General features: G+C 68.6%; 23 protein-coding genes. 8 read left to right on the top strand and 15 right to left on the bottom strand.

Annotated elements, in window-relative coordinates:
- Positions 1-156: 156 nt before the first annotated feature.
- The 5 genes from BLV57_RS42070 to BLV57_RS42050 are packed head-to-tail and all read right to left on the bottom strand — an operon-like array spanning position 157 to position 3329.
- Complete coding sequence (locus BLV57_RS42070; RefSeq protein ID WP_091300224.1) at positions 157-795, bottom strand: nitroreductase family protein; 639 nt, start codon at positions 793-795, stop codon at positions 157-159.
- The gene (locus tag BLV57_RS42065; RefSeq protein ID WP_091300221.1) at positions 789-1775 is read right to left on the bottom strand and encodes an aldo/keto reductase; all 987 of its coding nucleotides are present in this window, start codon (positions 1773-1775) and stop codon (positions 789-791) included. Before BLV57_RS42065 ends, BLV57_RS42070 begins: the two co-directional genes overlap by 7 nt.
- 12 nt (positions 1776-1787) lie before the next feature.
- Positions 1788-2174, bottom strand: coding sequence for an ATP-binding protein (locus tag BLV57_RS42060; RefSeq protein ID WP_091300218.1), 387 nt, complete (start codon positions 2172-2174; stop codon positions 1788-1790).
- 4 nt (positions 2175-2178) lie between these two features.
- Positions 2179-2895 carry a SigB/SigF/SigG family RNA polymerase sigma factor gene (locus tag BLV57_RS42055; RefSeq protein ID WP_245757755.1) on the bottom strand — a complete coding sequence of 239 codons (717 nt, stop codon included), beginning with the start codon at positions 2893-2895 and terminating at the stop codon, positions 2179-2181.
- 50 nt (positions 2896-2945) lie between these two features.
- Positions 2946-3329: an ATP-binding protein gene (locus tag BLV57_RS42050; protein ID WP_245757753.1), complete on the bottom strand. Its 384-nt coding sequence runs from the start codon at positions 3327-3329 to the stop codon at positions 2946-2948.
- Positions 3330-3468: 139 nt separating this feature from the next.
- Between BLV57_RS42050 and BLV57_RS42045 the strand changes: the two genes are divergently transcribed.
- From BLV57_RS42045 to BLV57_RS42035, 3 genes are read left to right on the top strand one after another with little or no spacing between them, the layout of a single operon-like run.
- A complete protein-coding gene (locus BLV57_RS42045) occupies positions 3469-3777 on the top strand; it encodes a WhiB family transcriptional regulator (RefSeq protein WP_091300216.1) in 309 nt (102 codons plus the stop codon).
- 50 nt (positions 3778-3827) lie between these two features.
- A complete protein-coding gene (locus BLV57_RS42040) occupies positions 3828-4175 on the top strand; it encodes an STAS domain-containing protein (RefSeq protein WP_091300214.1) in 348 nt (115 codons plus the stop codon).
- 29 nt (positions 4176-4204) lie between these two features.
- A complete protein-coding gene (locus BLV57_RS42035) occupies positions 4205-4990 on the top strand; it encodes a metal-dependent hydrolase (RefSeq protein ID WP_091300211.1) in 786 nt (261 codons plus the stop codon).
- Here the strand turns inward: BLV57_RS42035 and BLV57_RS42030 are convergent.
- Complete coding sequence (locus BLV57_RS42030; protein WP_176969055.1) at positions 4980-5669, bottom strand: class I SAM-dependent methyltransferase; 690 nt, start codon at positions 5667-5669, stop codon at positions 4980-4982. The two genes, BLV57_RS42035 and BLV57_RS42030, sit on opposite strands and share 11 nt — an antisense overlap.
- 67 nt (positions 5670-5736) lie before the next feature.
- Here BLV57_RS42030 and BLV57_RS42025 point away from each other — a divergent pair, with 67 nt between their 5' ends.
- Positions 5737-6294, top strand: coding sequence for a TetR/AcrR family transcriptional regulator (locus BLV57_RS42025; protein ID WP_091300207.1), 558 nt, complete (start codon positions 5737-5739; stop codon positions 6292-6294).
- Here the strand turns inward: BLV57_RS42025 and BLV57_RS42020 are convergent.
- Positions 6240-7493 carry an MFS transporter gene (locus tag BLV57_RS42020; protein ID WP_091300205.1) on the bottom strand — a complete coding sequence of 418 codons (1254 nt, stop codon included), beginning with the start codon at positions 7491-7493 and terminating at the stop codon, positions 6240-6242. The two genes, BLV57_RS42025 and BLV57_RS42020, sit on opposite strands and share 55 nt — an antisense overlap.
- A gap of 202 nt (positions 7494-7695) precedes the next feature.
- Between BLV57_RS42020 and BLV57_RS42015 the strand changes: the two genes are divergently transcribed.
- A complete protein-coding gene (locus BLV57_RS42015) occupies positions 7696-8028 on the top strand; it encodes a hypothetical protein (protein WP_091300203.1) in 333 nt (110 codons plus the stop codon).
- On the opposite strand, the gene BLV57_RS42010 is transcribed toward BLV57_RS42015, so the two are convergent.
- Positions 8021-8857 carry an SGNH/GDSL hydrolase family protein gene (locus tag BLV57_RS42010; protein WP_091300200.1) on the bottom strand — a complete coding sequence of 279 codons (837 nt, stop codon included), beginning with the start codon at positions 8855-8857 and terminating at the stop codon, positions 8021-8023. The two genes, BLV57_RS42015 and BLV57_RS42010, sit on opposite strands and share 8 nt — an antisense overlap.
- A 503-nt stretch (positions 8858-9360) precedes the next feature.
- Between BLV57_RS42010 and BLV57_RS42005 the strand changes: the two genes are divergently transcribed.
- From BLV57_RS42005 to BLV57_RS41995, 3 genes are all read left to right on the top strand, one after another.
- Positions 9361-9855: a hypothetical protein gene (locus BLV57_RS42005; RefSeq protein WP_143047303.1), complete on the top strand. Its 495-nt coding sequence runs from the start codon at positions 9361-9363 to the stop codon at positions 9853-9855.
- Between the two features lie 65 nt (positions 9856-9920).
- Positions 9921-11294, top strand: a complete 1374-nt coding sequence (locus tag BLV57_RS42000; RefSeq protein WP_091300195.1) for an MFS transporter — start codon at positions 9921-9923, stop codon at positions 11292-11294.
- Positions 11284-11853, top strand: a complete 570-nt coding sequence (locus BLV57_RS41995) for a PaaI family thioesterase (RefSeq protein ID WP_091300193.1) — start codon at positions 11284-11286, stop codon at positions 11851-11853. Before BLV57_RS42000 ends, BLV57_RS41995 begins: the two co-directional genes overlap by 11 nt.
- Here the strand turns inward: BLV57_RS41995 and BLV57_RS41990 are convergent.
- The 7 genes from BLV57_RS41990 to BLV57_RS41965 all read right to left on the bottom strand — a co-directional run bounded on the left by BLV57_RS41990 (position 11850) and on the right by BLV57_RS41965 (position 18976).
- Complete coding sequence (locus BLV57_RS41990; protein ID WP_091300191.1) at positions 11850-14360, bottom strand: serine/threonine-protein kinase; 2511 nt, start codon at positions 14358-14360, stop codon at positions 11850-11852. The two genes, BLV57_RS41995 and BLV57_RS41990, sit on opposite strands and share 4 nt — an antisense overlap.
- 25 nt (positions 14361-14385) lie before the next feature.
- Positions 14386-15330 (bottom strand): glutamate ABC transporter substrate-binding protein, encoded by a 945-nt coding sequence (locus BLV57_RS41985; RefSeq protein ID WP_091300188.1) that lies wholly within the window; start codon positions 15328-15330, stop codon positions 14386-14388.
- Positions 15327-16694, bottom strand: coding sequence for a hypothetical protein (locus BLV57_RS41980; protein ID WP_091300186.1), 1368 nt, complete (start codon positions 16692-16694; stop codon positions 15327-15329). Before BLV57_RS41980 ends, BLV57_RS41985 begins: the two co-directional genes overlap by 4 nt.
- A 77-nt stretch (positions 16695-16771) precedes the next feature.
- On the bottom strand, positions 16772-17413 hold the full coding sequence (locus tag BLV57_RS41975; RefSeq protein WP_091300183.1) for a response regulator: 642 nt from the start codon (positions 17411-17413) through the stop codon (positions 16772-16774).
- A complete protein-coding gene (locus tag BLV57_RS41970; RefSeq protein WP_091300180.1) occupies positions 17410-18501 on the bottom strand; it encodes a sensor histidine kinase in 1092 nt (363 codons plus the stop codon). The genes BLV57_RS41975 and BLV57_RS41970 overlap by 4 nt, the downstream gene beginning before the upstream one ends.
- 11 nt (positions 18502-18512) lie before the next feature.
- Complete coding sequence (locus BLV57_RS43580; protein WP_176969052.1) at positions 18513-18689, bottom strand: hypothetical protein; 177 nt, start codon at positions 18687-18689, stop codon at positions 18513-18515.
- 86 nt (positions 18690-18775) lie between these two features.
- Positions 18776-18976, bottom strand: coding sequence for a heavy-metal-associated domain-containing protein (locus tag BLV57_RS41965; RefSeq protein WP_091300260.1), 201 nt, complete (start codon positions 18974-18976; stop codon positions 18776-18778).
- Positions 18977-19009 lie beyond the last annotated feature (33 nt).

Here is a 19009-nt window from a genome sequence, read left to right as displayed (position 1 = left end):
CTGACGTGGGCCGATCGATGATCGAGTACAAAGGGAGACCGGGCCTCTGCTGGGAATGATCGTGATGTGGTGTCAAGATCACTAGCAGAGGCCCGACCCATACCCACGGCCGGGATCACAGACAGGCTCTAACCGCCCGCAACGCGCACGAGCCCTTTACCAGCGGTCGATGTGCAGAACCTCGTCCAGCGGCTGCCGCGGCGCCGGTTTGAACGTGTGGCCGGTGTAGAACGCCGTCGGGATCATCGCGGCCTGGTGCACGCCGGACGGCAGGCCGAGGATCTCGGCCGCTTCCTTCTCATAGGCCAGGTGCAGCGTCGTGTACGCGGTGCCGAGCGTGAAAGCGCGGCACGCCAGCATGTAGCTCCACACCGCGGGCAGCAGCGACGCCCACATGCCCGCTTGGTTGCCCGCGGGCAGTTCGGCTGACCCGGTCTGCAGGCAGGGGATGACGAGGACCGGGACGTCGCCCATCTTGTCCGCGAGGTACTCGACGCTCGAGCCGACGCGCTGCTGGACCTTCGAGCGCTCCGGGTCGTCGGCGAAGAGTTTGCCCGCGGCGTTGGAGGAATCGAGGTATTCACGGCACGCGCGCTGGTAGACCTTGCCGAGCGCGGCGCGCTGGTCGGCGTCGGTGATCACCAGCCATTGCCACTTCTGCGTGTTCGACCCGCTCGGCGCCTGGAGCGCGATGTCGAGCGCGGTCCGGATGAGCTCCAGCGGGACCGGGCGGTCGAGGTCGAGGCGCTTGCGGACGGTACGGGTGGTGGTCAGCAGTTCTTCAGGGGTCACCATCGCTCCTGGATCAGGGGGCGCACGAGCTCGTCGTACACCTCGCGGACGGTTGCCGCCGCCTTGGCGTCCAAGGGCGGCAGCGCGGCGGCGACGGTGTTGGCGCGCGCCTGCTCTGGGTTGCGGGCGCCGGGGATCACGGTGCTGACGCCCGGCTGGTCGAGGATCCAGCGCAACGCGAACTGCGCGAGCGTCTGGTCCGCAGTCAAGACTCCGCGCAGCCGTTCGACGGCTTCCAGGCCGACCTCGTACGGGACGCCCGAGAAGGTCTCGCCGACGTCGAAGGCCTCGCCGTTGCGGTTGAAGTTGCGGTGGTCGTCGGCGGCGAACGTGGTCGACGCCGTGTACTTGCCCGACAGCAGGCCGGACGCCAGCGGCACACGCGCGATGATCGCGGCCCCTGCCGACACCGCGGCGGGCAGCACGCGGTCCAAAGGCTTGAGGCGCAAGCAGTTCAGGATGATCTGGACCGAGGCGACACCCGGGCGCGCCAACGCGGTCAGCGCCTCTTCGCAGGTCTCGACGCTCACCCCGTACGCCGCGATGCGGCCGCGGTCGACGAGCGAGTCCAGCGCGTCGAAGACCTCGTCGGACGAGTAGACGGCCGTCGGCGGGCAGTGCAGCTGGACCAGGTCCAGGGTGTCCATGTCCAGGTTCTTGCGCGAGCGGTCGTTCCACGCCTCGAAGTTCGCGGCGACGTAACCCTCGGGGACCTGCGAGGGGAGCCTGCGGCCCATTTTCGTGGCCACGAAGACGTTTTCGGCGCCACGCTCGCGGCGGAAGCGCCCGACCAGGCGTTCGCTGCGGCCGTCGCCGTAGACGTCGGCCGTGTCGAAGAAGGTCACGCCCTTGTCCGCGGCCGCGTGCAGGACGGCCAGCGCGTCCGACTCGTCGACATTGCCCCAGTCCGCGCCCAGCTGCCAGCAGCCGAGCCCCACCGCGCTGACCTCACGGCCAAGCCGCGTCACTTCCCGCTTCTCCATGATCTCCAGATACTAGGACTCAACCGGGGTCCGCAAGGCGAACCGCGCCCAGACACCCTTGCCTCGTCCGTCCGGATCACTGCCCCACTCCACCGCGACCGCCTGCACCAGCAGCAAGCCCCGGCTGCGTGCCTTGGCCGGGCCCGGCGTGCGCTGCGCCGGGGGCGAGGGGCTGCGGTCGAACACGCGGAGCGTGAACTGCTCGCTGTCGTGCTCCAGCTCGAGCCGGTCGGGGCCGCCGCCGTGCTCGACCGCGTTGGTGACCAGCTCGGAGGTCGCGAGCACGGCGTCGTCGATCAGGTCGTCGGCGACCCCGAGCTCGGCGAGCGCCTGCCGGACGACCCGGCGGGCCACGGTCGGCGCGGTCGGGTCGTCTGGCAGCGAGAACGAGATCTTCATCGCGTCACGTGTCCGGCAGGTCTGGTGTGCCCAGGCCGTCCCTGAGCTTCTTCAACGTAGCCGTCAGCAGCCGCGACACCTGCATTTGCGACACACCGACACGGCGCGCGATATCCGATTGGCTGAGGCCGTAGCCGAAGCGCAGCGCGACGATCTTGCGCTCGCGTTCCGGCAGTGTCTCCAGCAGCGGCCGCAGTGCCTCGCGGAGCTCGGCCTGGTCGAGGTTCTCGTCGGGGCCGCCGAACGCGGCGTTCGGCTGGCTCTCCAGCAGGTTGTCGAGCGAGGTTCCGTATCGCCCCTGACCTGCGCGAAGACCTTCGTAGACCTCTTCGGTGCCGATACCGAGGTGGTGTGCGATCTCACTCGGCCTTGGCGCGCGCGAAAGCCGGACGGTGAGCTCCTCACGGGCCGCCGCGATGCTCGCGTTCAGCTCCTTGAGCCGCCTCGGCACCCGCACCGACCAGCTGTTGTCCCGGAAATGGTGCCGCAGTTCACCCGAAATGGTCGGCACGGCGAACGCGAGGAAGTCGCTGCCGTGCGACGGGTCGAACCGGTCGACCGCGTTGATCAACCCGATCGTGGCGATCTGCACGAGGTCGTCGAGCGGTTCCTCGCGGTTCGAGAACTTGCGGGCCAGGTTCTTGGCCAAGGACAGATGGGTACGGACGAGCTCGTCGCGGATGGGCTCACGACGAGGGTCGTCGTCGGGTAGCTCGGCCAGCTCCGCGAAGAGCCGGTCCGCGGCCGTGGTGTCGGCCGACGGGTCGCTGGTCACCGCTCGGCCGTCGCACACTCGCGGACGAGGTCGATCCGCGCCACGAACCCGCCGTCCTCCGGCGTGACCGTGCGTTTCGCGGACGTCGCGAGCGCGGTGAGCAGCTGCCAGGTCAGCGACGTCTGCTCGGCCAGTTCCGCGGAGCGGACCGGCACCGTGACGACCACCTCCACCCGTCCGGGCTCGGCGGTGAACACGCAGGTCATCGTGCCTTCGATGGCCGATCCCAGCAGCAACGAGCAGGCCTCGTCGACCGCCATTCTGAGATCTTCGATGGCGTCTAGGTCGAAGTCCTGGCGCATGGCGATATCCGCGGCGAGCGTGCGCAACGTGGGTACCACGTCCGGCACCGCGGCCGTGCGTACCTCGATCACTCCCACGGGGGCTCCTTTCGCGTCGAACGCCCTGATCGGGTTGCTGCCCAGCGTAGAAGCAAACCAAACCCGACGTTTGATCCGAACGCCAGCCGGGAAACAAGGAGGCAGTTCGTGGGGATACGCAGGAAGGGCGGGGAATGACATGGCGGACGTGAGCCGGCTACCGGTGGTGGTGGCTGAGGAGTGGGACTGGCAGCTCAAGGGCTCATGCCGGGGAGCGGACAGCAGCCTGTTCTTCCACACCGACAACGAGCGCGGCTCCGCCCGCGAGCGCCGCGAGGCGCGCGCGAAGGAGATCTGCCACGGCTGCCCCGTGCTGCAGCAGTGCCGCAGGCACGCCCTCACCGTGCAGGAACCGTACGGTATTTGGGGTGGTCTAGGGGAAATCGAGCGGCGTCAGCTGTTCCTCCGCCAGCGACGCGCCGGTAAGAAGTCGGTCCCCACTGGCTGACGGGATGGGCGTACTGGGCTAGGGTCGGGCGGACCCTGAGGAGAATGTGCATGCCCTCCCCCGAGCCAGACGCAACCACGCCGGGCTTCACCATCAAGGCCGACGCGGAACCCCGTGTCGTCGTGACCGGCGAACTGGACCTGCTGACCAGCCCCCAGCTGCAAGAACGGCTGGACGCGCTGATCGACGACAAAGGCACCGAACGACTGGTCATCGACCTGTCCGGGGTGACCTTCTTCGACTCGTCGGCGCTGAACGTCCTGCTACAGGCACAAGGCCGCGCCGGTGAGCGGAAAGTCAGCCTCGCGATCGTGCCGAGTGACGCGGTGAGCCGTGTCATCGACCTGACCGGTGTCGGTGAGCATTTGACCGTTGTGCAAGAACCGCCTGCTTCTTAAGCAACGGAACTGGGGATCCAAATTCCATGATGGGGCGTACCCACGCCCTCACTGGCTGGTGCGCGGGCTTGGCCCTGGCACCCGCCGTGGGGGCGGGATCAGTGCACCAAGCGGTCGTCTTCGGCGCCACCACGGCGGGTTTCGCGCTGCTGCCCGATCTCGACCATCCCGGCGCGAGCGCGTCACGGCTGTTCGGCTGGCTGACCGGGATGCTGTCCTGGGTGCTGCGCCGGGTTTCCGCGGCGCTCTACGCGCTGACCAAGGGACCGCGCGACGAGAAGGTCACCGGCACCCATCGGCACATGTCCCACACCGTGCTGTTCGCCGCCGGGCTCGGCGCGCTGACCGCGTGGGGCACCGCCAAGGGCGGGCCGTGGGCGGTGTTCGGCGTCGTCGTTTTCGGGCTCCTGCTGGCCGAGGGCGCGCTGGGTGACTGGCTGCTGCCGGTCAGCGCCGCGGCCATCGGCTGGTGGTGGTACACCGCGCCGCCGGATCACGCCGCGCAGCTCGAACAGATCACCGGCTGGCTCGGGTTCGCCGTCGCGGCGGGCTGTATCGCGCACTGCCTCGGCGACGCGCTCACCGAGTCCGGCTGCCCGTTCCTGTTCCCGCTGCCGATCGCGGGTGAGACCTGGTACGAGCTGCGGCCGCCGAAGTTCCTGCGCTTCCGTACCGGCAAGAAGGTCGAGAACCGGCTGATCTTCCCGGTCTTCGTCATTGCCGGGATCCTGCTGGTCCCCGGTGTTTGGCAAGCGGGCGAGGCGACTTTCCAGCGACTGTTCGTCCCGCCCGCTTCGCAGACCGCTAACCCTTGATGACCCGAAGCCAGAGGTGCCACGGATACGGGCTGACCGAGCCGTCGCGGTGCACGGCCTTCGGCTCCCGCACGGCCTCGATGAGCAGGCCCGATGCCTCGAACGCGTCGGTGTACTTGGTCAGCGGGTGCGTGTAGCCCGCGAAGACCATGGGGACGCCGTCACGCTCGACCACTTCTCGCTGGTAAGTGCCCTCGAAGTAGGTGTCACCGACGACGAACGCGCCGTCTTCGGTCTTGACGCCGGTGTTCGCCGGGTGCACGACCGAGATCGCCAGCCTGCCTTCAGGTGTGAGAACCCGCGTGGCTTCGCGGACAGCGCCCGCCATGTCGTCGATGTCCATGAGCGCGCAGTAGGCGACGACGAGGTCGAAGCTCCCATCCTCGAACGGCAGGTCGCCGGCGTCCGCGACGAGGTATTCCCCGCCGGGGTGGGCTTCGCGCGCGGCTTCGATCAAGGTGGGCGACACGTCGAACCCGGTCACCTGGTGCCCGCGTTCGGCCAGATCGCGGGACAGCCTGCCCTCGCCGCACGCGATGTCCAAAGTGGATTTCCCAGGCGGTGGCAGGAAATCGAAGAAGGCGTCTCGATAGCGCCAGTACGAGTCGAGATCGGGTGTGCGTGCCCACTCGATCCACTTGCGAGCGTGTTCTTCCCAGTCGTCCGCCGCGTTCCCCATGACCTGGACCATAGTGGGGAATGCGCAGGTCAGCGACCGAGTTGTGCAAGGTACGAACAGACGACCGATGGAGGACCTGGTGACCGTCGCGAAACCGGCGTTGCGTGCTGACGCGCGCCGCAACCGGGCACGCGTGCTCGAAGCGGCCGAAGAGGTCTTCGCGGCCGAGGGACTCGGCGTGCCGCTCGACGAGATCGCGCGCCGCGCCGGTGTCGGCGCGGGCACCGTCTACCGGCATTTCCCCAGCAAGGAAGCGCTCTTCCAGGCCGTCATCCTGGAGCGGATCGAGCAGTTCGCCCAGGAGGCGCACGAGCTGCTCGGCTCGCCGGATCCCGGCGACGCCTTCTTCGGCTACCTGCAGCGGGTGATCGACCAGTGCGCCCGCAACAAGGCGCTGTGCGACGCGCTCGCCGAGTCGACCGGGCTCGGGTTCAAGACCGAGGCCGACGGTGAGCTCCAAGGCGCGCTCGGCGACCTGCTGGTGCGGGCGCAGGAGGCGGGCGCGGTGCGTACCGACATCGACGTCGCCGGGCTGCGCGCGCTGATCGTCGGCTGCCTCGCGATGGACCGCTATGCCGGTGGCACCGGGCCGTCCATGGTCGTCTTCGACGGGCTCAAGGCGTGATGGCGCAGTGAAACCAAGTACCAGACCCCGTTTGCGAAAAGACCCGCGGCGGCCACAGACAAAGCCACCCGAGTACCGAATCCGCTGGCGATGATGCCGCCGAGCAGGCTGCCGATCGGGGCCGCGCCGAACAGCAGGAACTTGATGGTCGCGTTGACGCGGCCGCGCAGCCGCTCCGGCGTGATCGACTGCTGAAGGCTCACCGCCACGACGTTCGTCACGATGACGAGGTAGCTGCCGCCGAAACCGGCGATCACGTAACTGATGAGTCCCCAACCGGGCATGGTCAGCGGGAAGAACGCCGACACCACCCCGAAGGCGAAGTAGCCGAGCCTGAGCGTCTCGACCTCACTGAGCTTGGCGCTGACGCGGCGCGCGGTCATCGCGCCGGCGAGCGCGCCGAGCAGCGTCGTGGTGCTGAGCAGGCCGATCGCGGCGGGGGAGAGGCCGATCTCGCGGCGCAGGAACACGACCACGAGCGCCAGATGGATGGACTGGAACAGGCTGATCACCGCGCTGGCGATGCCCATCGCGCGCAGCAGCCGGTCGGCGAAGACCAGTTTCAGGCCCTCGGCGATCTCGGTGCGCAGGCGTCGCTTGACCGCCTGCGGGCGTGGTTCGGGCCGCTGGATGCGCCGCAGCCAGGCCGCGGACCAGAGGAACCCGAATGCGGTGACGAGCAGCGAACCCGGCCCGCCGGTCAGCTGGAACAGGAACCCACCCGAACTCGGTCCGGCGACCGCGGCGACCGAGAGGTTCGTCTGCAGCCGGGCGTTGCCTTCGAGCAGGTCGTCGCGGGACACCAGCCGCGGCAGGTAGGTCTGGTGGGCGATGTCGAAGACGACCGTCAGCACGCCGACCGCGAACACCGCCACCAGCAGCTGCGCCAGCGTCAGCGCGCCGAACGCGGCGGCCAGCGGGATCGAGAGCAGGATCAGCGCGCGGCCGACGTCGGCCGCGATGAGCAGCGGCCGGATCCGCAGCCGGTCGCACCAGGCGCCGACCTGCAGGCCGAGCAGCAGGTAGGCGAGCGTGTCCAGCATGCGCAGCAGCGAGACCTCGAACGCGGTCGCGTGCAGCGTCTCGATGGCCAGCAGTGGCACCACGAGCACGCCGACCCGGCTGCCGAACTGGCTGAGCGCGTCACCGATCCACAGTCTGCGGAAGTCGTCGTTCCGCAGCAGACCCCCAGTGATCATGACTCCACGATGCCAGAGTTGAGCGGAGTCGGCTCAACTTTCGCGGGAGAACCTTAATCGAATGAACCAGCGCGCCCGGTTGCACGCTCTGTAACAGAACTTAAGATCAAGGCGAGTAGCCGTTAGAGATCCCCAGAGGCTGAGCGAAGTTGGTCAAGCGAAGGACGTAACACTCGGTAACCTCGCCTGGAGGAGGGACGCCATGGCATCGAACGTGGGTTCCGTGACCGTCGTGTGCCTCGCCGGCTTCTCCGCTGGGCTCCTCGTCGCCGCCATCCTGGTCGCGAACCGGGAAAACGGCAGGCCACCGGCCCCGGTCGGCGCGGTGGTCGCCCCGACGGAGACATCAACGCCCGCCAAGCCCGTCACGATCACCGTCACCGGCCGCCCGCCTGCCCGGCCGACGGTCACCGAAATCGTCCCCGTGCCAACGCGGTCGACGGTGACCGAGACCGTGGTCGTCACTCCGAGTGAGTCAACGACCACGACCTCGTCTTCGCCTTCTTCGTCGGCCAGTGCGACCGGGATCAACTGAGCGCGGCGACCACCTGCGCGGCCTGGTTCCGCGCCCCGGCGGCATTCGGGTGAACCGGCGCGGCTGGATTCGCGGGCACGATTCCCTCGACCCACCGCACGCTCGGCGCCTTGCACATGTCATGCCCGATGCTCGACTCATAGGTGTCGACGAACACGGCGCCGACCGAGGCGGCCTGCTCGGCGAGCACGTCGTTGAGGAGCTTGGTGATGTCGCGCAGATAAGGCGCGTCGCCGTCGGAGATCGGCACGGCGGGCCAGCAGCTGGTCCCGTCGTCCGGCATCAGCGTCGGGTAGCCGACGAGCACGATCTTGGCCTGCGGTGAGCGGGCCTTGACGCCCAGCAGGACGTTCTTGACCTTGGGTCCGACCGCGCGGACCTTGTCGCTGAGCCGATCCTGCCCGTTGCTCGAGTAGTAGTCCTGGCAGGGGGAGCCATGCGGCTTGAGCGCGCCGAGGCCCGCGCAGGTCACGACGACCTCGGCGAACGGCACGTCGTTCCCGCCGATCCCGACGGTCACCAGCGACGTGTCCGCCTTGAGCCGGTCGAACTGCGGGGTGTTCAGCGGGACCTGCGACCCCGTCATGTGCTCGGTCGTCGCGCCGCCGCAGCTGGCGTCGGTGAACGTGGCGGGCTTGATGCTCCGCGCGACCAGCGAGGGGTAGTTGTGGTCGGACCGGGTGCACGGGAGGTTGATCTGGTTCGGGATGAGCGAGCCCGAGGTGTACGAATCGCCGAGCGACACGTACGACGTGCCCGCGGCCTCGGCGGGGGCGGCGACGACCGCCGCGGTGATGAGCAGGGCAGGGATCACGGACAGTCGACGCACGGTGGTCTCCTCGTTGATACACCGGTCCGGTAATTAAGCTACTTTCTAGTAGGTCCAAGTGACCGGCGGGTAGGTCCGATCGGTGGGTCTTCTCGGCCAGGTCGGCTGAGCGCACAAACGCCACTCTTGTGACGCTGAGCGACACATAAGCCGCGTTCGTTCCGTTCGGCCGGCGCAAGAAGTCGTACAAAAGCGACAAAGCGGCACGAGGATGCCCGTCCGAGTCCTTTGTGGACGCTTGTTAACCATTGTGGGCACTGTGGGGCTCGGCTTTGCCGGAACCCTGCGGCCAGGGCGTATGAAGGCTCCCTTCATCCCGCTTGGGCTGTATGAGGGGAGCCTTCATCGCTTATATCTGTATGAAGGGAGCCTTCATACAGTCCCGAGTTGATGAAGGGAGCCTTCATACGCGGGCGCCTTGTATGAAGGCTCCCTTCATGCAAAAGCAGCCCCAACTTGCGAGGCTATGCAACCGGATCGGGGGGTCGGGTCGTCCTGAACGCATGGGGAAAGCATGGGGATTGCCGGCGCTGGCGCTGGTTTTGGCGGGCGTCACGGCCTGCGGAGCGATCGGGGCCGGCAGAGGCCTCGAGTGCACCAACATCGGCGCGGACGCCGGCATCGGCATCGACCTGGTGCCCGAGGCCGCCGGGCCGATCACCAGCGGCCAGATGGAGATCTGCTGGGACGGCCACTGCCTCACCCGCGAACTCGTGCTCAGTCCGTCGACCAAGGTCGGGGCGACCGGTTGCGCGGGCACCGATCCGTCGAGTGCCTGCTCGGCGCAGGCCGTGCCGACCGGGGGAAAACACGGCTTCGCGGAGGTGCCCGGCCTGCCGACCACCGACGTCAAGGTGACCGTCGGGTTCGACGGCGGGCCCACGCGCACGGTGCACCTCATCCCGAAGCTGGTGTTCCCGAACGGCCCGGAGTGCGGTGGCCTGGGGCCCCAAGGTCAACTCGAACTGGCGGCCGACGGGACCGTGCGCGTCAAGTAGTGCCGTAACCCGGCGTCGACCTGGGGAACGTTTCACTACACCCATTCGGGGGAACCCCGGCACGCATGTCATCGAATGCGGCGGACACGGTCCGCGAGGCACCGCCTGAGGAAATCCGCAAGGCCGTGGCCGGCGCGGCCATGGGTAACTGCATCGAGTGGTACGACTTCGGGGTGTTCGGGTTCATGCCCGCGATCCTCGGACAGGTGTTCTTCAACGCCTCCAGCACTTCGGAAGGCGCGCTGGCGACCTTCGCGGTGCTGGCGATCACGTTCATCGTGCGGCCGTTCGGCAGTTTCGTGTTCGGGCCGCTCGGGGACAAGATCGGTCGGCAGAAGGTGCTCGCGCTGACGATCATCCTGATGTCCGGGTCGACCTTCGTGATCGGCCTGCTCCCGTCGTACGCGACCATCGGGCCGGGCGCCGCGGTCATCCTGATCCTGCTGCGTACCGTCCAGGGTTTCTCCGCGGGCGGTGAGTACGGCGGGGCGGCGACGTTCATCGCCGAGTACGCGCCCGCGCGCAAACGTGGGTTCTGGGGTAGCTGGCTCGAGTTCGGGACGCTGGTCGGGTTCGCCATGGGCGCCGGGTTCGTCACCCTCTTCACTATCGCGCTCGGCGATGACGCCATGCGCGAGTGGGGCTGGCGGCTGCCGTTCCTGATCGCCGGTCCGCTCGGCCTGATCGGTCTGTACCTGCGGAACAAGCTGGAAGACACCCCGCTGTTCCAGGAGCTGGAGCAGAAGAAGCAGGTCGAGAAATCGCCGCTGAAGACACTGCTGAAGAAGCACTGGTCGTCGATCCTGCACCTGATCGGCATCGTGGTGATGCTGAACGTCGCCGACTACATCGTGATCACCTATCTGGAGACCTATCTCAAGGACGTGGTCGGGTTCTCCGGGAACGCGCCGTTGCTGATCATTCTCGGCACGATCCTGTTCATGCTGATCGTGATCGTCCCGGTCGGCTCGTTCAGCGACAAGATAGGCCGGAAACCGATACTGATCGCCTCGTGCGCCGGGTTCCTCGTGCTGCCGATTCCCGCGTTCTCGATCATGGAAGCCTCCAAGGACGACCGGAACGTGCTGCAGCTCGCGCTGGGTGTCGCGATGATCGCGATCCCGCTGGTGCTGATACTCGCGGTGCTCGCCGCGACACTGCCCGCGATGTTCCCGACGCCGGAACGGTATGGCGGTTTTTCCATTGGTTACAGCGTTTCGACCGCGTTGTTCGGTGGTACCGCGTCGTACATCGTCAGCAGCCTGGTCGACAGCACCGGCAACAACCTGTGGCCCGCGTACTACCTGATGGGCGCGGCCGCGATCGCGGCGATCCCGATTTTGCTGCTTCCTGAAACATCGGGCATTTCACTGCGCCGGGTGGTCAGTTCACGCGTGATCCGGCGGCGGCAGGCGTTAACGTCTGCGCATGAGTCGTAACGTCCCTGACTGGCCGCCGGTCGACGTCGAGCCGGTACCCGTCCATCCCAAGGCTCCGCAGGCGGGTACCAAGCTCGGCCCGCACTACAGCGAGTGTTTCGGCTGTGGTGACGAGGTGCCGACCGGGCTGCGGCTGCAGTCCACAATGGGCGATGAGCACACGGTGCACTCGCAGTTCACCGTCACCGCCGCGCACCAGGGCGCGCCGGGGCTCGCGCACGGTGGGCTGCTGGCCGCCGCGTTCGACGAGGCGCTCGGCGCGACCGTCGGCTATCAGCTGCGCAAGCCCGCCGTCACCGGGCGGCTGGAGACCGATTTCCTCCGCCCGGTGCCGGTGGGCTCGACGTTGTTCATCGTCGGCAAGCTGGACGGGATGGCCGGGCGCAAGGTCTACGTCAGCGCCAACGGCCACCTCGACGCCGAAGACGGGCCGATCGCGCTGCGCGCGCGAGCGTTGTTCGTGATCGTCGCCGTCGAGCACTTCACCACGCACGGCGACAAGGACGCGATCGCAAAGCTCTCGGCGTCGAGCCAGAAACGACCCGACCTCAATCCCTAGGTCAGCGTGCGCGGCCGGACCTCGTTGGCCTTGTCGACCAGCGCGATCCGTTGCTCCGCCGTGTTCGCGAGCCTGGCCAGGGCGCGATAGCACCGCTCGAGTCCAAAGCGGACTTCACGGTCTTCCAGCGCGCAGCCGACCACGCGCACTCCTGGCTGGGCTTGCCCCGTCCGCAGCCAGTCGTGCGCGGATTCGAGCACGTCGGCGGCGAGCCGGGTGCGGCGCTCGGCGTCCAGCGTGAGCCGCTCCAGGCGGTGTGACGCGTCGAGCAGGTCGCGCTCGGTCACCGCCTTGCCGTCGCCACCGACCCGCGTCTTGATCTTGATGGCCGCCACCTGCGCGGCCGTGTGGTGCGTGGACGACAGCGGCACCGCTTCGAGCACCTCGATCGCGCCGGCCCGCGCGCCCTGCGCGAGGTAGACGCGCGCGAGGCCGAAGGCGGCGCTGACATAGGACCGGTCCGTGCGCCACACCAGCTCGTAGAACCGCGCGGCGCCGAAGTAGTCGCCGACGCCCTCCGCGCTGATCGCGAGCGCCAGCTTCGGCGCGATCTCACCGGGCAGCTCGTCGTACACGGAGTCGAACGCGACGTGCGCGACGCGCGGGCGTCCGCCTGCCAGCTCGATCAGGCCGCGGTACCAGTCGATCCGCCAGTCGTGCGGGAAACCGGCCCTGATGGCCAGGTACTGCGCGGCCTGCAGCTGCCGCTGCGCCTCGGCCAGCTCGCCGAGTTCGATGCGGGCGCGCACGATCCGCAGCCGCACCTCGATCGACTCGCGCGGCGCTCCGGCCAGCGACTCGATCGCCTCGCGCGGATCCGCGACCGTGTTGGTCGCGAGCACGCCGGCGCCGGGGTCGTCGGTGTCGACCTGGGGGACCGGGAGCCCGGTGACCACCTCGCGGGCGTCGGGCAGCGGCACGTTCTGGCCTGGCTCCGGCACGACCAGGTCGACGCCGAACGCCCGGCTCTCCGGCCCGAAGACCGTCGAGACGCCCGGCCTCGGCTCGTTGGTGCCGAGCGCCATGATCTCGCGCAGCACGCCGGTCAGCTGGTCGCCCATGTCCTCGGCGGCGATGAACCGCCGGTCCGGGTCGGTGTGCGTCGCACGCTTCAGGAACCGGTGGTACGAACCGAAAAGCGAGAACAGCGGCACTTCGCTGGCCGGTGGCAGCGTGGTCTTGTATTTGGACGTGTACCCGGCGAACTCGAAGCTCAGCACCGCCAGCGTCCGGCCGACCGTGTACAGGTCCGACGCGACCGAGGCGCCCTGCTTGGCGAGTTCGGGCGCGCTGTACCCGGTCGTGAAGAACAGCGGGCTCTCGTAGTCGTCCATCCGGCGGACCGCGCCGAGGTCGATCAGCTTGAGCTGCTCGTGCGTCTGGATCACGTTGTCGGGCTTGAGGTCGCAGTACAGCAGGTTCTGCGAGTGGAGATAACCCATGGCGGGCAGGATCTCCAGGCCGTACGCGATGACCTGGCCGATCGGCAGCGGCTCCGGGCGCTTCGTCTCGCGGTGGTGCGCGAGCGCGAGCTGGCGCAGGGACTGGCCGCCGACGTACTCCATCACGATGTAGCCGACGGAGTTCCCGGTCTTCGGGTCCGCGTGCTGGACGAAGTTGTGGATCTTGACGATGTTCGGGTGCTCGACCTCGGCGAGGAAGCGGACCTCGTTGACCGCGGCGAGCATGGCGGTCGCGTCGCCGGTGTTGATCAGACCCTTGAGCACCACCCAGCGGTCGCTGACGTTGTGGTCCTGCGCGAGATAGATCCAGCCGAGCCCGCCGTACGCGAGCGCGCCGAGCACCTCGTACTGGCCGCCGACGATCTCGTTCGGCTGCAGCTTCGGCACGAACGAGAACGGCTCGCCACAGTTGGCGCACTCGCCATCCGGCGCACCGGGCTTCCCGTTCTCACCGCGGCCCACCTTCGAGCCGCACGCCCCGCAGAAGCGCTTTTCCTCGGAGACCATCGGGTTTTCGAGCACCGCGGACTCGGGGTCGCGGTACGGCACGCGGGGGACGTCGACCAGCCCGGCGCCGAGCCTGCCGCGCCGTGACGTCCGCGAAGACGTCCGCCGCGAGGTGCCCGGGAACGCGCCCGATCCGGTGCCACCGCCGGTGCCCGCGCCCGTGCCGTGCCCGGTTCCGGTGCTGCGCTCGGGCAGCACACTTTCCGTTCCGGGGTCCGGCAGCGGAATGCCGGGACCGGTCGCCGGTGGCGCCGGCGGCATGATGCTCTGGGTCTCCGGCGTCGGCGCGGACAGCACGCTCGTCGGCTGGGGCTCGTTGGTCGGCTCCCAGTACGGCCTGGCGGCCTGCGTCTGCGGCTGTGCCTGCACCGGCGGCAGGTTCTCCCTGGTCGGCGCGTCCGGCGAGGCCGCGGGACGTACCGGCGCGTGGAAGATCGTGCGCTCGGCGGCCGACTCTTCGAGCCTGCCGGAAACGGGCGCCTCCGGCTCCTCGGCGTCAGGTGCTGCGTGCCGAGGACGGCGCGGCTCCTCCGACACTGCTACCTCCCAATCCGAGAATGCGTCATTTGTACGTGGGCTGCGGCGGGTCCGCGTCCGGCAGCCGTCCGCCGAGCCACCTGGTGTAGCTCTGCTTCCAGACACCGTTGCCGCGCACGTCTTCGAGCACGGCGTTCACGAAGCGGACCATGTCCTCGTTCTCCTTCGGGATGCCGATCCCGTAGTTCTCCGTGGTGAACGGCTCGCCGACGACCTGAACGGTCGGGTCCTGCGCCGCCATGCCCGCGAGGATCACGTCGTCGGTGGACACCGCGTCGACCTGGCCCTGCTGCAGCATCACCAGGCAGTCCGACCAGTTGTCCACCGAGACCGGCACCGGCTTCGCCGGGTCTGTCGCGATCTTCGTCAGCGAGGTCGAGGTCTTGGTCGCGCACACCTTCTTGTTCGCCAGGTCCGGCAGGCTCTTCACCCGCGAGCTCTTGTCCACCAGGATCTTCTGGCCCGCCTTGTAGTACACCGACGAGAAGGCGACGTCCTTGAGCCTGCTGCAGTTGATGCTGTAGGTGCGGACGACGATGTCGACCTGCTTTTCCTTCAGCACGTCTTCCCGCAGCTTCGACGGGATCGCGCGGAAGCGGATCTTGTTCTCGTCGCCGAAGATCGCCTTGGCCACCTGTTTGGCCATGTCGATGTCGAAACCTTCGAGCGCGCCCGAGGTCGGGTTGCGGAACCCGAACAGGAACGTCGTCTGGTCGACGCCCGCGATCAGGTGCCCGCGTTCCTTGATCTTCGCCATCGTGCCGGTGATCGATTTCCCTTGCGGGGCAAGGGAAGCGAGCGGGTCGCCGCATTCGGCCTTCGCCGCGTCCGGTTTCACGTCCGCGCCGCCGACATGGGCGGGCTGCGGCCGGATCGCCTCGGTGACCGGCGCGGGATCGACCGGTGTCCCGGCTGTGCCGCAGGCCGACGCCAGCAGCGCGACGCCGAGAATTCCGAAAAGCCGCTTCACCGGTACTCCCTCAGCCGTTCGCGGATGCCGATGGCCACGCCGCCGGCGGCCACGACCGCGAGCACGCCGAGCCCCGGCGCGAGCAGGGTCAGCCAGCGGTCGCCCGCGCGCGTGCCGTCCAGGAAGTTCTGCCTGCCGACGTTGATGGCCTTGACCAGGTTTTCGTCCAGGCGAAGGAAAGCGGCGGCCGAACCGTCCTCTTTGGATACATCGATCGCCGCTTTCACGGCCTCGTCGTACTGGCCACTGGTGTCGGTCTTGCGGATCTCGCCGTACGCCTTGAACCAGGCCAGCGCGCTCTGGTTCGCGGCCTCGACCTCGGCCTTGGCGGCGGTGAGTCCCTTGGCCTCGCCGAGCAGCCCGCTCTTCTGGTCGGCGCCGACCAGCTGGGCCTGCAGTGAGGCGAAATCCTTCTCGTAGGCCGCGCCGTCACCACGGGCGACCAGCGTGAGCGTCTCGTCGGCGCGGGCCTGCAGCGCGGCGATGCGGGCGCGGACCAGGACGTCCACCTGATGGCTGCCGTCGGCCTCGCCGCCGCGGACCTGCGTGCTCTGCACGATCATCGCGACCGAGCCCCACAGCAGCCCGACCACGATCGCGCCGGTCGCGACCAGCAGGCCGACGTTGATCACCCGATTCGTCTTGCGGGTGAGGTGGATCTGGGTGGCGGCCAGCGCGCCGAGCAGCACGAGCGTCAGCAGCGTGCTCAGCCAGGGGAACGCGTTCGCGTCGTCCTGCGAGTTCGCGAGCCGGTCGGTGTCGATCTGGTACAGCTCCTGCGCGGCAGGCAGCACCTTGGAGCGCATGAGTTCCGAAGCTTCACGCAGGTAGGAGGCGCCCGCCGGGTAACCCTGCTTGTTGTTCGCGCGTGCCGTCTCGACGAGGCCGGTGTAGACCGGCAGCAGCTGGCCGACCAGGTTGACCTGCTGCGCGGCGCCGTCACCGGCGTCGGAGGCGGCCTTCGCGAGCGCGGCGCCCGCCTGTGCGATGTCCAGCTCGTAACGAGCGCGCAGCTCGGCGGGCTCACTGCCGACCGAGAGGAACGCGCTCGCCGCGGTCGCGTCGGCGTCCGAGAGCGACCGGTAGACCTGCTGCGACGCCACGGCCAGCGGCTCGCGGTGGTCGATCAGGTCGTTGATCGTGTCCTTCTTCGCCTGCACGCCGACGGTCGCGATGATGCCGGTGAGCAGCACGAGCAGGCCGAGGCCGACCCCGATCACCGAAAGCCGCCCCGGCGTCGCGCGCGTCGACCGGATGATCCGGCGTACCGCTATCCCGGGAAGAGCCAGCAGGCTCGCGAGCCCGGACTTCGGCTCACGCGGAGGTGCTGGTTGCGCACCCGGCCGCGTTTCAGTGGTGGTCATGGCCCTCCCCAATACATACGGGGATGAAGGTAGCCGAGACGACTAGTCGACAGCCACCTAGCCACGCCCGAACCGCGTCACAGTCCGAGGTCATGGGCGAGCGCGTACCGGACGGCTTCCGCCCGGTTACGCACGCCGATCTTCGCGAAGGTGTTGTTGATGTGAGTCTTCACGGTGGCCTCGCCGATGAACAGCTCCGCGGCGATCTCGCCGTTGCTCAGCCCGCCCGCGACCAGCCCGAGCACCTCGGCCTCACGGCTCGTCAGCCCGTCCGGCAGCTCGACGCGCTTGCGTGCCGGTTTCGAACTCAAGGCGTCGACCAGGCGTTGAGCGACAGCGGCGTCGAACGTCGACTGCCCGGAGGCGGCCGAGCGCAGCGCCGCGCCGATCTCCATGCGGCCCGCGTCCTTGGTCAGATAGCCCTTGGCGCCCGCCTTGAGCGCGCCGACGATCGACTCGTCGTCGGCGTAGGTGGTGAGCACCAGCACCGCCGTGCCCGGATGCTCGCGGGTGATGCGCCTGGTCGCCTCGACGCCGTCCAGCACGGGCATGCGCAGGTCCATCAGCACGACATCGGGCCCGGCCGTGGCGGTCAGCGCGAGCGCCTCCTCGCCGTTGGCCGCCGAGCCGACGACCTCGATGCCGTCGACCATGCCGAGCAGCGCGACCAGTCCCTCGCGCATGACCTGCTGGTCGTCGGCCACGAGCACCTTGATCACGCGCGCACCTCCGCCGAAACCACCCAGTACTTCCCCTCGAAGCCCGAGGTCAGCGTCCCATCCGCGAGCGCGAGCCGCTCGCCCATGCCGGTCAGCCCGAAGCCGGTGCCCGCGACCCCCGAGGCCTCGTTGCGCACGATCAGCCGGACGGTGCCCTCCTCGAACTCCAGCGTCATCGTCACCGGAACACCCGGCGCGTGCTTGGCGGCGTTGGTCAGCGCCTCGCGCGCCGTGCCGACCAGCGACACGGTGGCTGCCGTCGGCAACGGCCTTGCCGCACCGGTCGCCTCGAAGTCGACGACCCCGTGATGGGCGTCGACGAGCGCCTCCAGCGCCTCTATCAGCGACGGAACGTCCCGGCGTAGCGCGGCCACGGCGTTACGCGCCTCGGCGAGCCCGTCCGCCGCGAGCCTGCGCGACCGCCGGATGGTGGCCAGCGCGGAGTCCACATCGGACTTCTCGGCCAGCAGCGCCTCGGCCAGTTCGAGCTGAACCCCCAGTGCGCCAAGGGAATGCGCGAGCACATCGTGGATCTCCCGCGCGATCCTGGTGCGCTCGTCGAGCGCGGCGGCGCGTGCGTGTTCGGCTTGCGCGAGCTTGGTCTGTTCCAGCAGCGCGTGCGCTTGCTCGGCCTGGACCTCGTACTGCCTGCGATTGAGGCCGAGCAGCAACAGCAACAGCATCACGCCGGCGTCGACAAGGCCTTGCCAGCCCTTGTCGAGCACGAGCGCGAGCACGATGTCCGCGGAGCCGACCAGCACGATCGACAACACGCTCAGCCTGGCCATCGTGGCCAGCCTGCCGAGGGTGATGACGCACAGGATGATCGCCGACGAGTCTTCGGCGATCCCCAAGGTCATCGCGGGAATCAGGGTGGACGCCGCGAGCAGGCACTGCGCTGTTCGAGGCCACCGGTGGTCGGTGACGACGAACCCGAGCCAGGCCAGCGTGCTCACGCCGTAGAGCACCCACACCAGCGGCTGGTGTTCCCGCGCGGTGGCCAGGGTGGCGGCGATGAGCAGGGTGCCGAGCAGCTGCACCACCAGCCAGCCTGGCGCGAGGGTGTCCGGGAGAACGGGTCGGCGCATCGGTGTTCCTGCTAGTCGCGAAGCTGGGTGATGAGCTCGATCAGGATGAGCCGGTAGGCGAGAAAGCCCATGAGTACCAGCAGGCCCACCGCCAGCAGTCCGATCCACGCCTTGCCCGTCATCGCGCCCCCTTTGATCTTCTCCTGTGCCTTGTCCGCGGCCAGCTTGAGCAGGTCGTTCTTGTTCATGCCGTGAACGTTAGGAAAGGAGTGGGGTGGAGCGGGACCATCGAGGGGTGGACCTCCGGGTGGAGCCACCCCCGTTCCGGCCGGGCTCAGGCGAGCTGGTAGCCCGCTTTCTCAATGGCGGCGCGGATGTCCGGCTCGGCGACGGGCTCGGCGCTGTCCACTGTGACCTGACCGGTCTTCAGGTCGATCTTGACATCCGAGACGCCGGTGAGTGCGTTCAGCGCGCGGCTGACGGAGCCTGCGCAGCCGCCGCAGGACATGCCCGTGACGGTGTAAGAGCTAGTCATGGCCACGAGCATAAAGAAAAGGCCGCCACCCGC

This window comes from Amycolatopsis xylanica, assembly GCF_900107045.1.
Lineage (GTDB): Bacteria > Actinomycetota > Actinomycetes > Mycobacteriales > Pseudonocardiaceae > Amycolatopsis > Amycolatopsis xylanica.
This window is presented reverse-complemented; position numbering and strand designations above follow the sequence as displayed.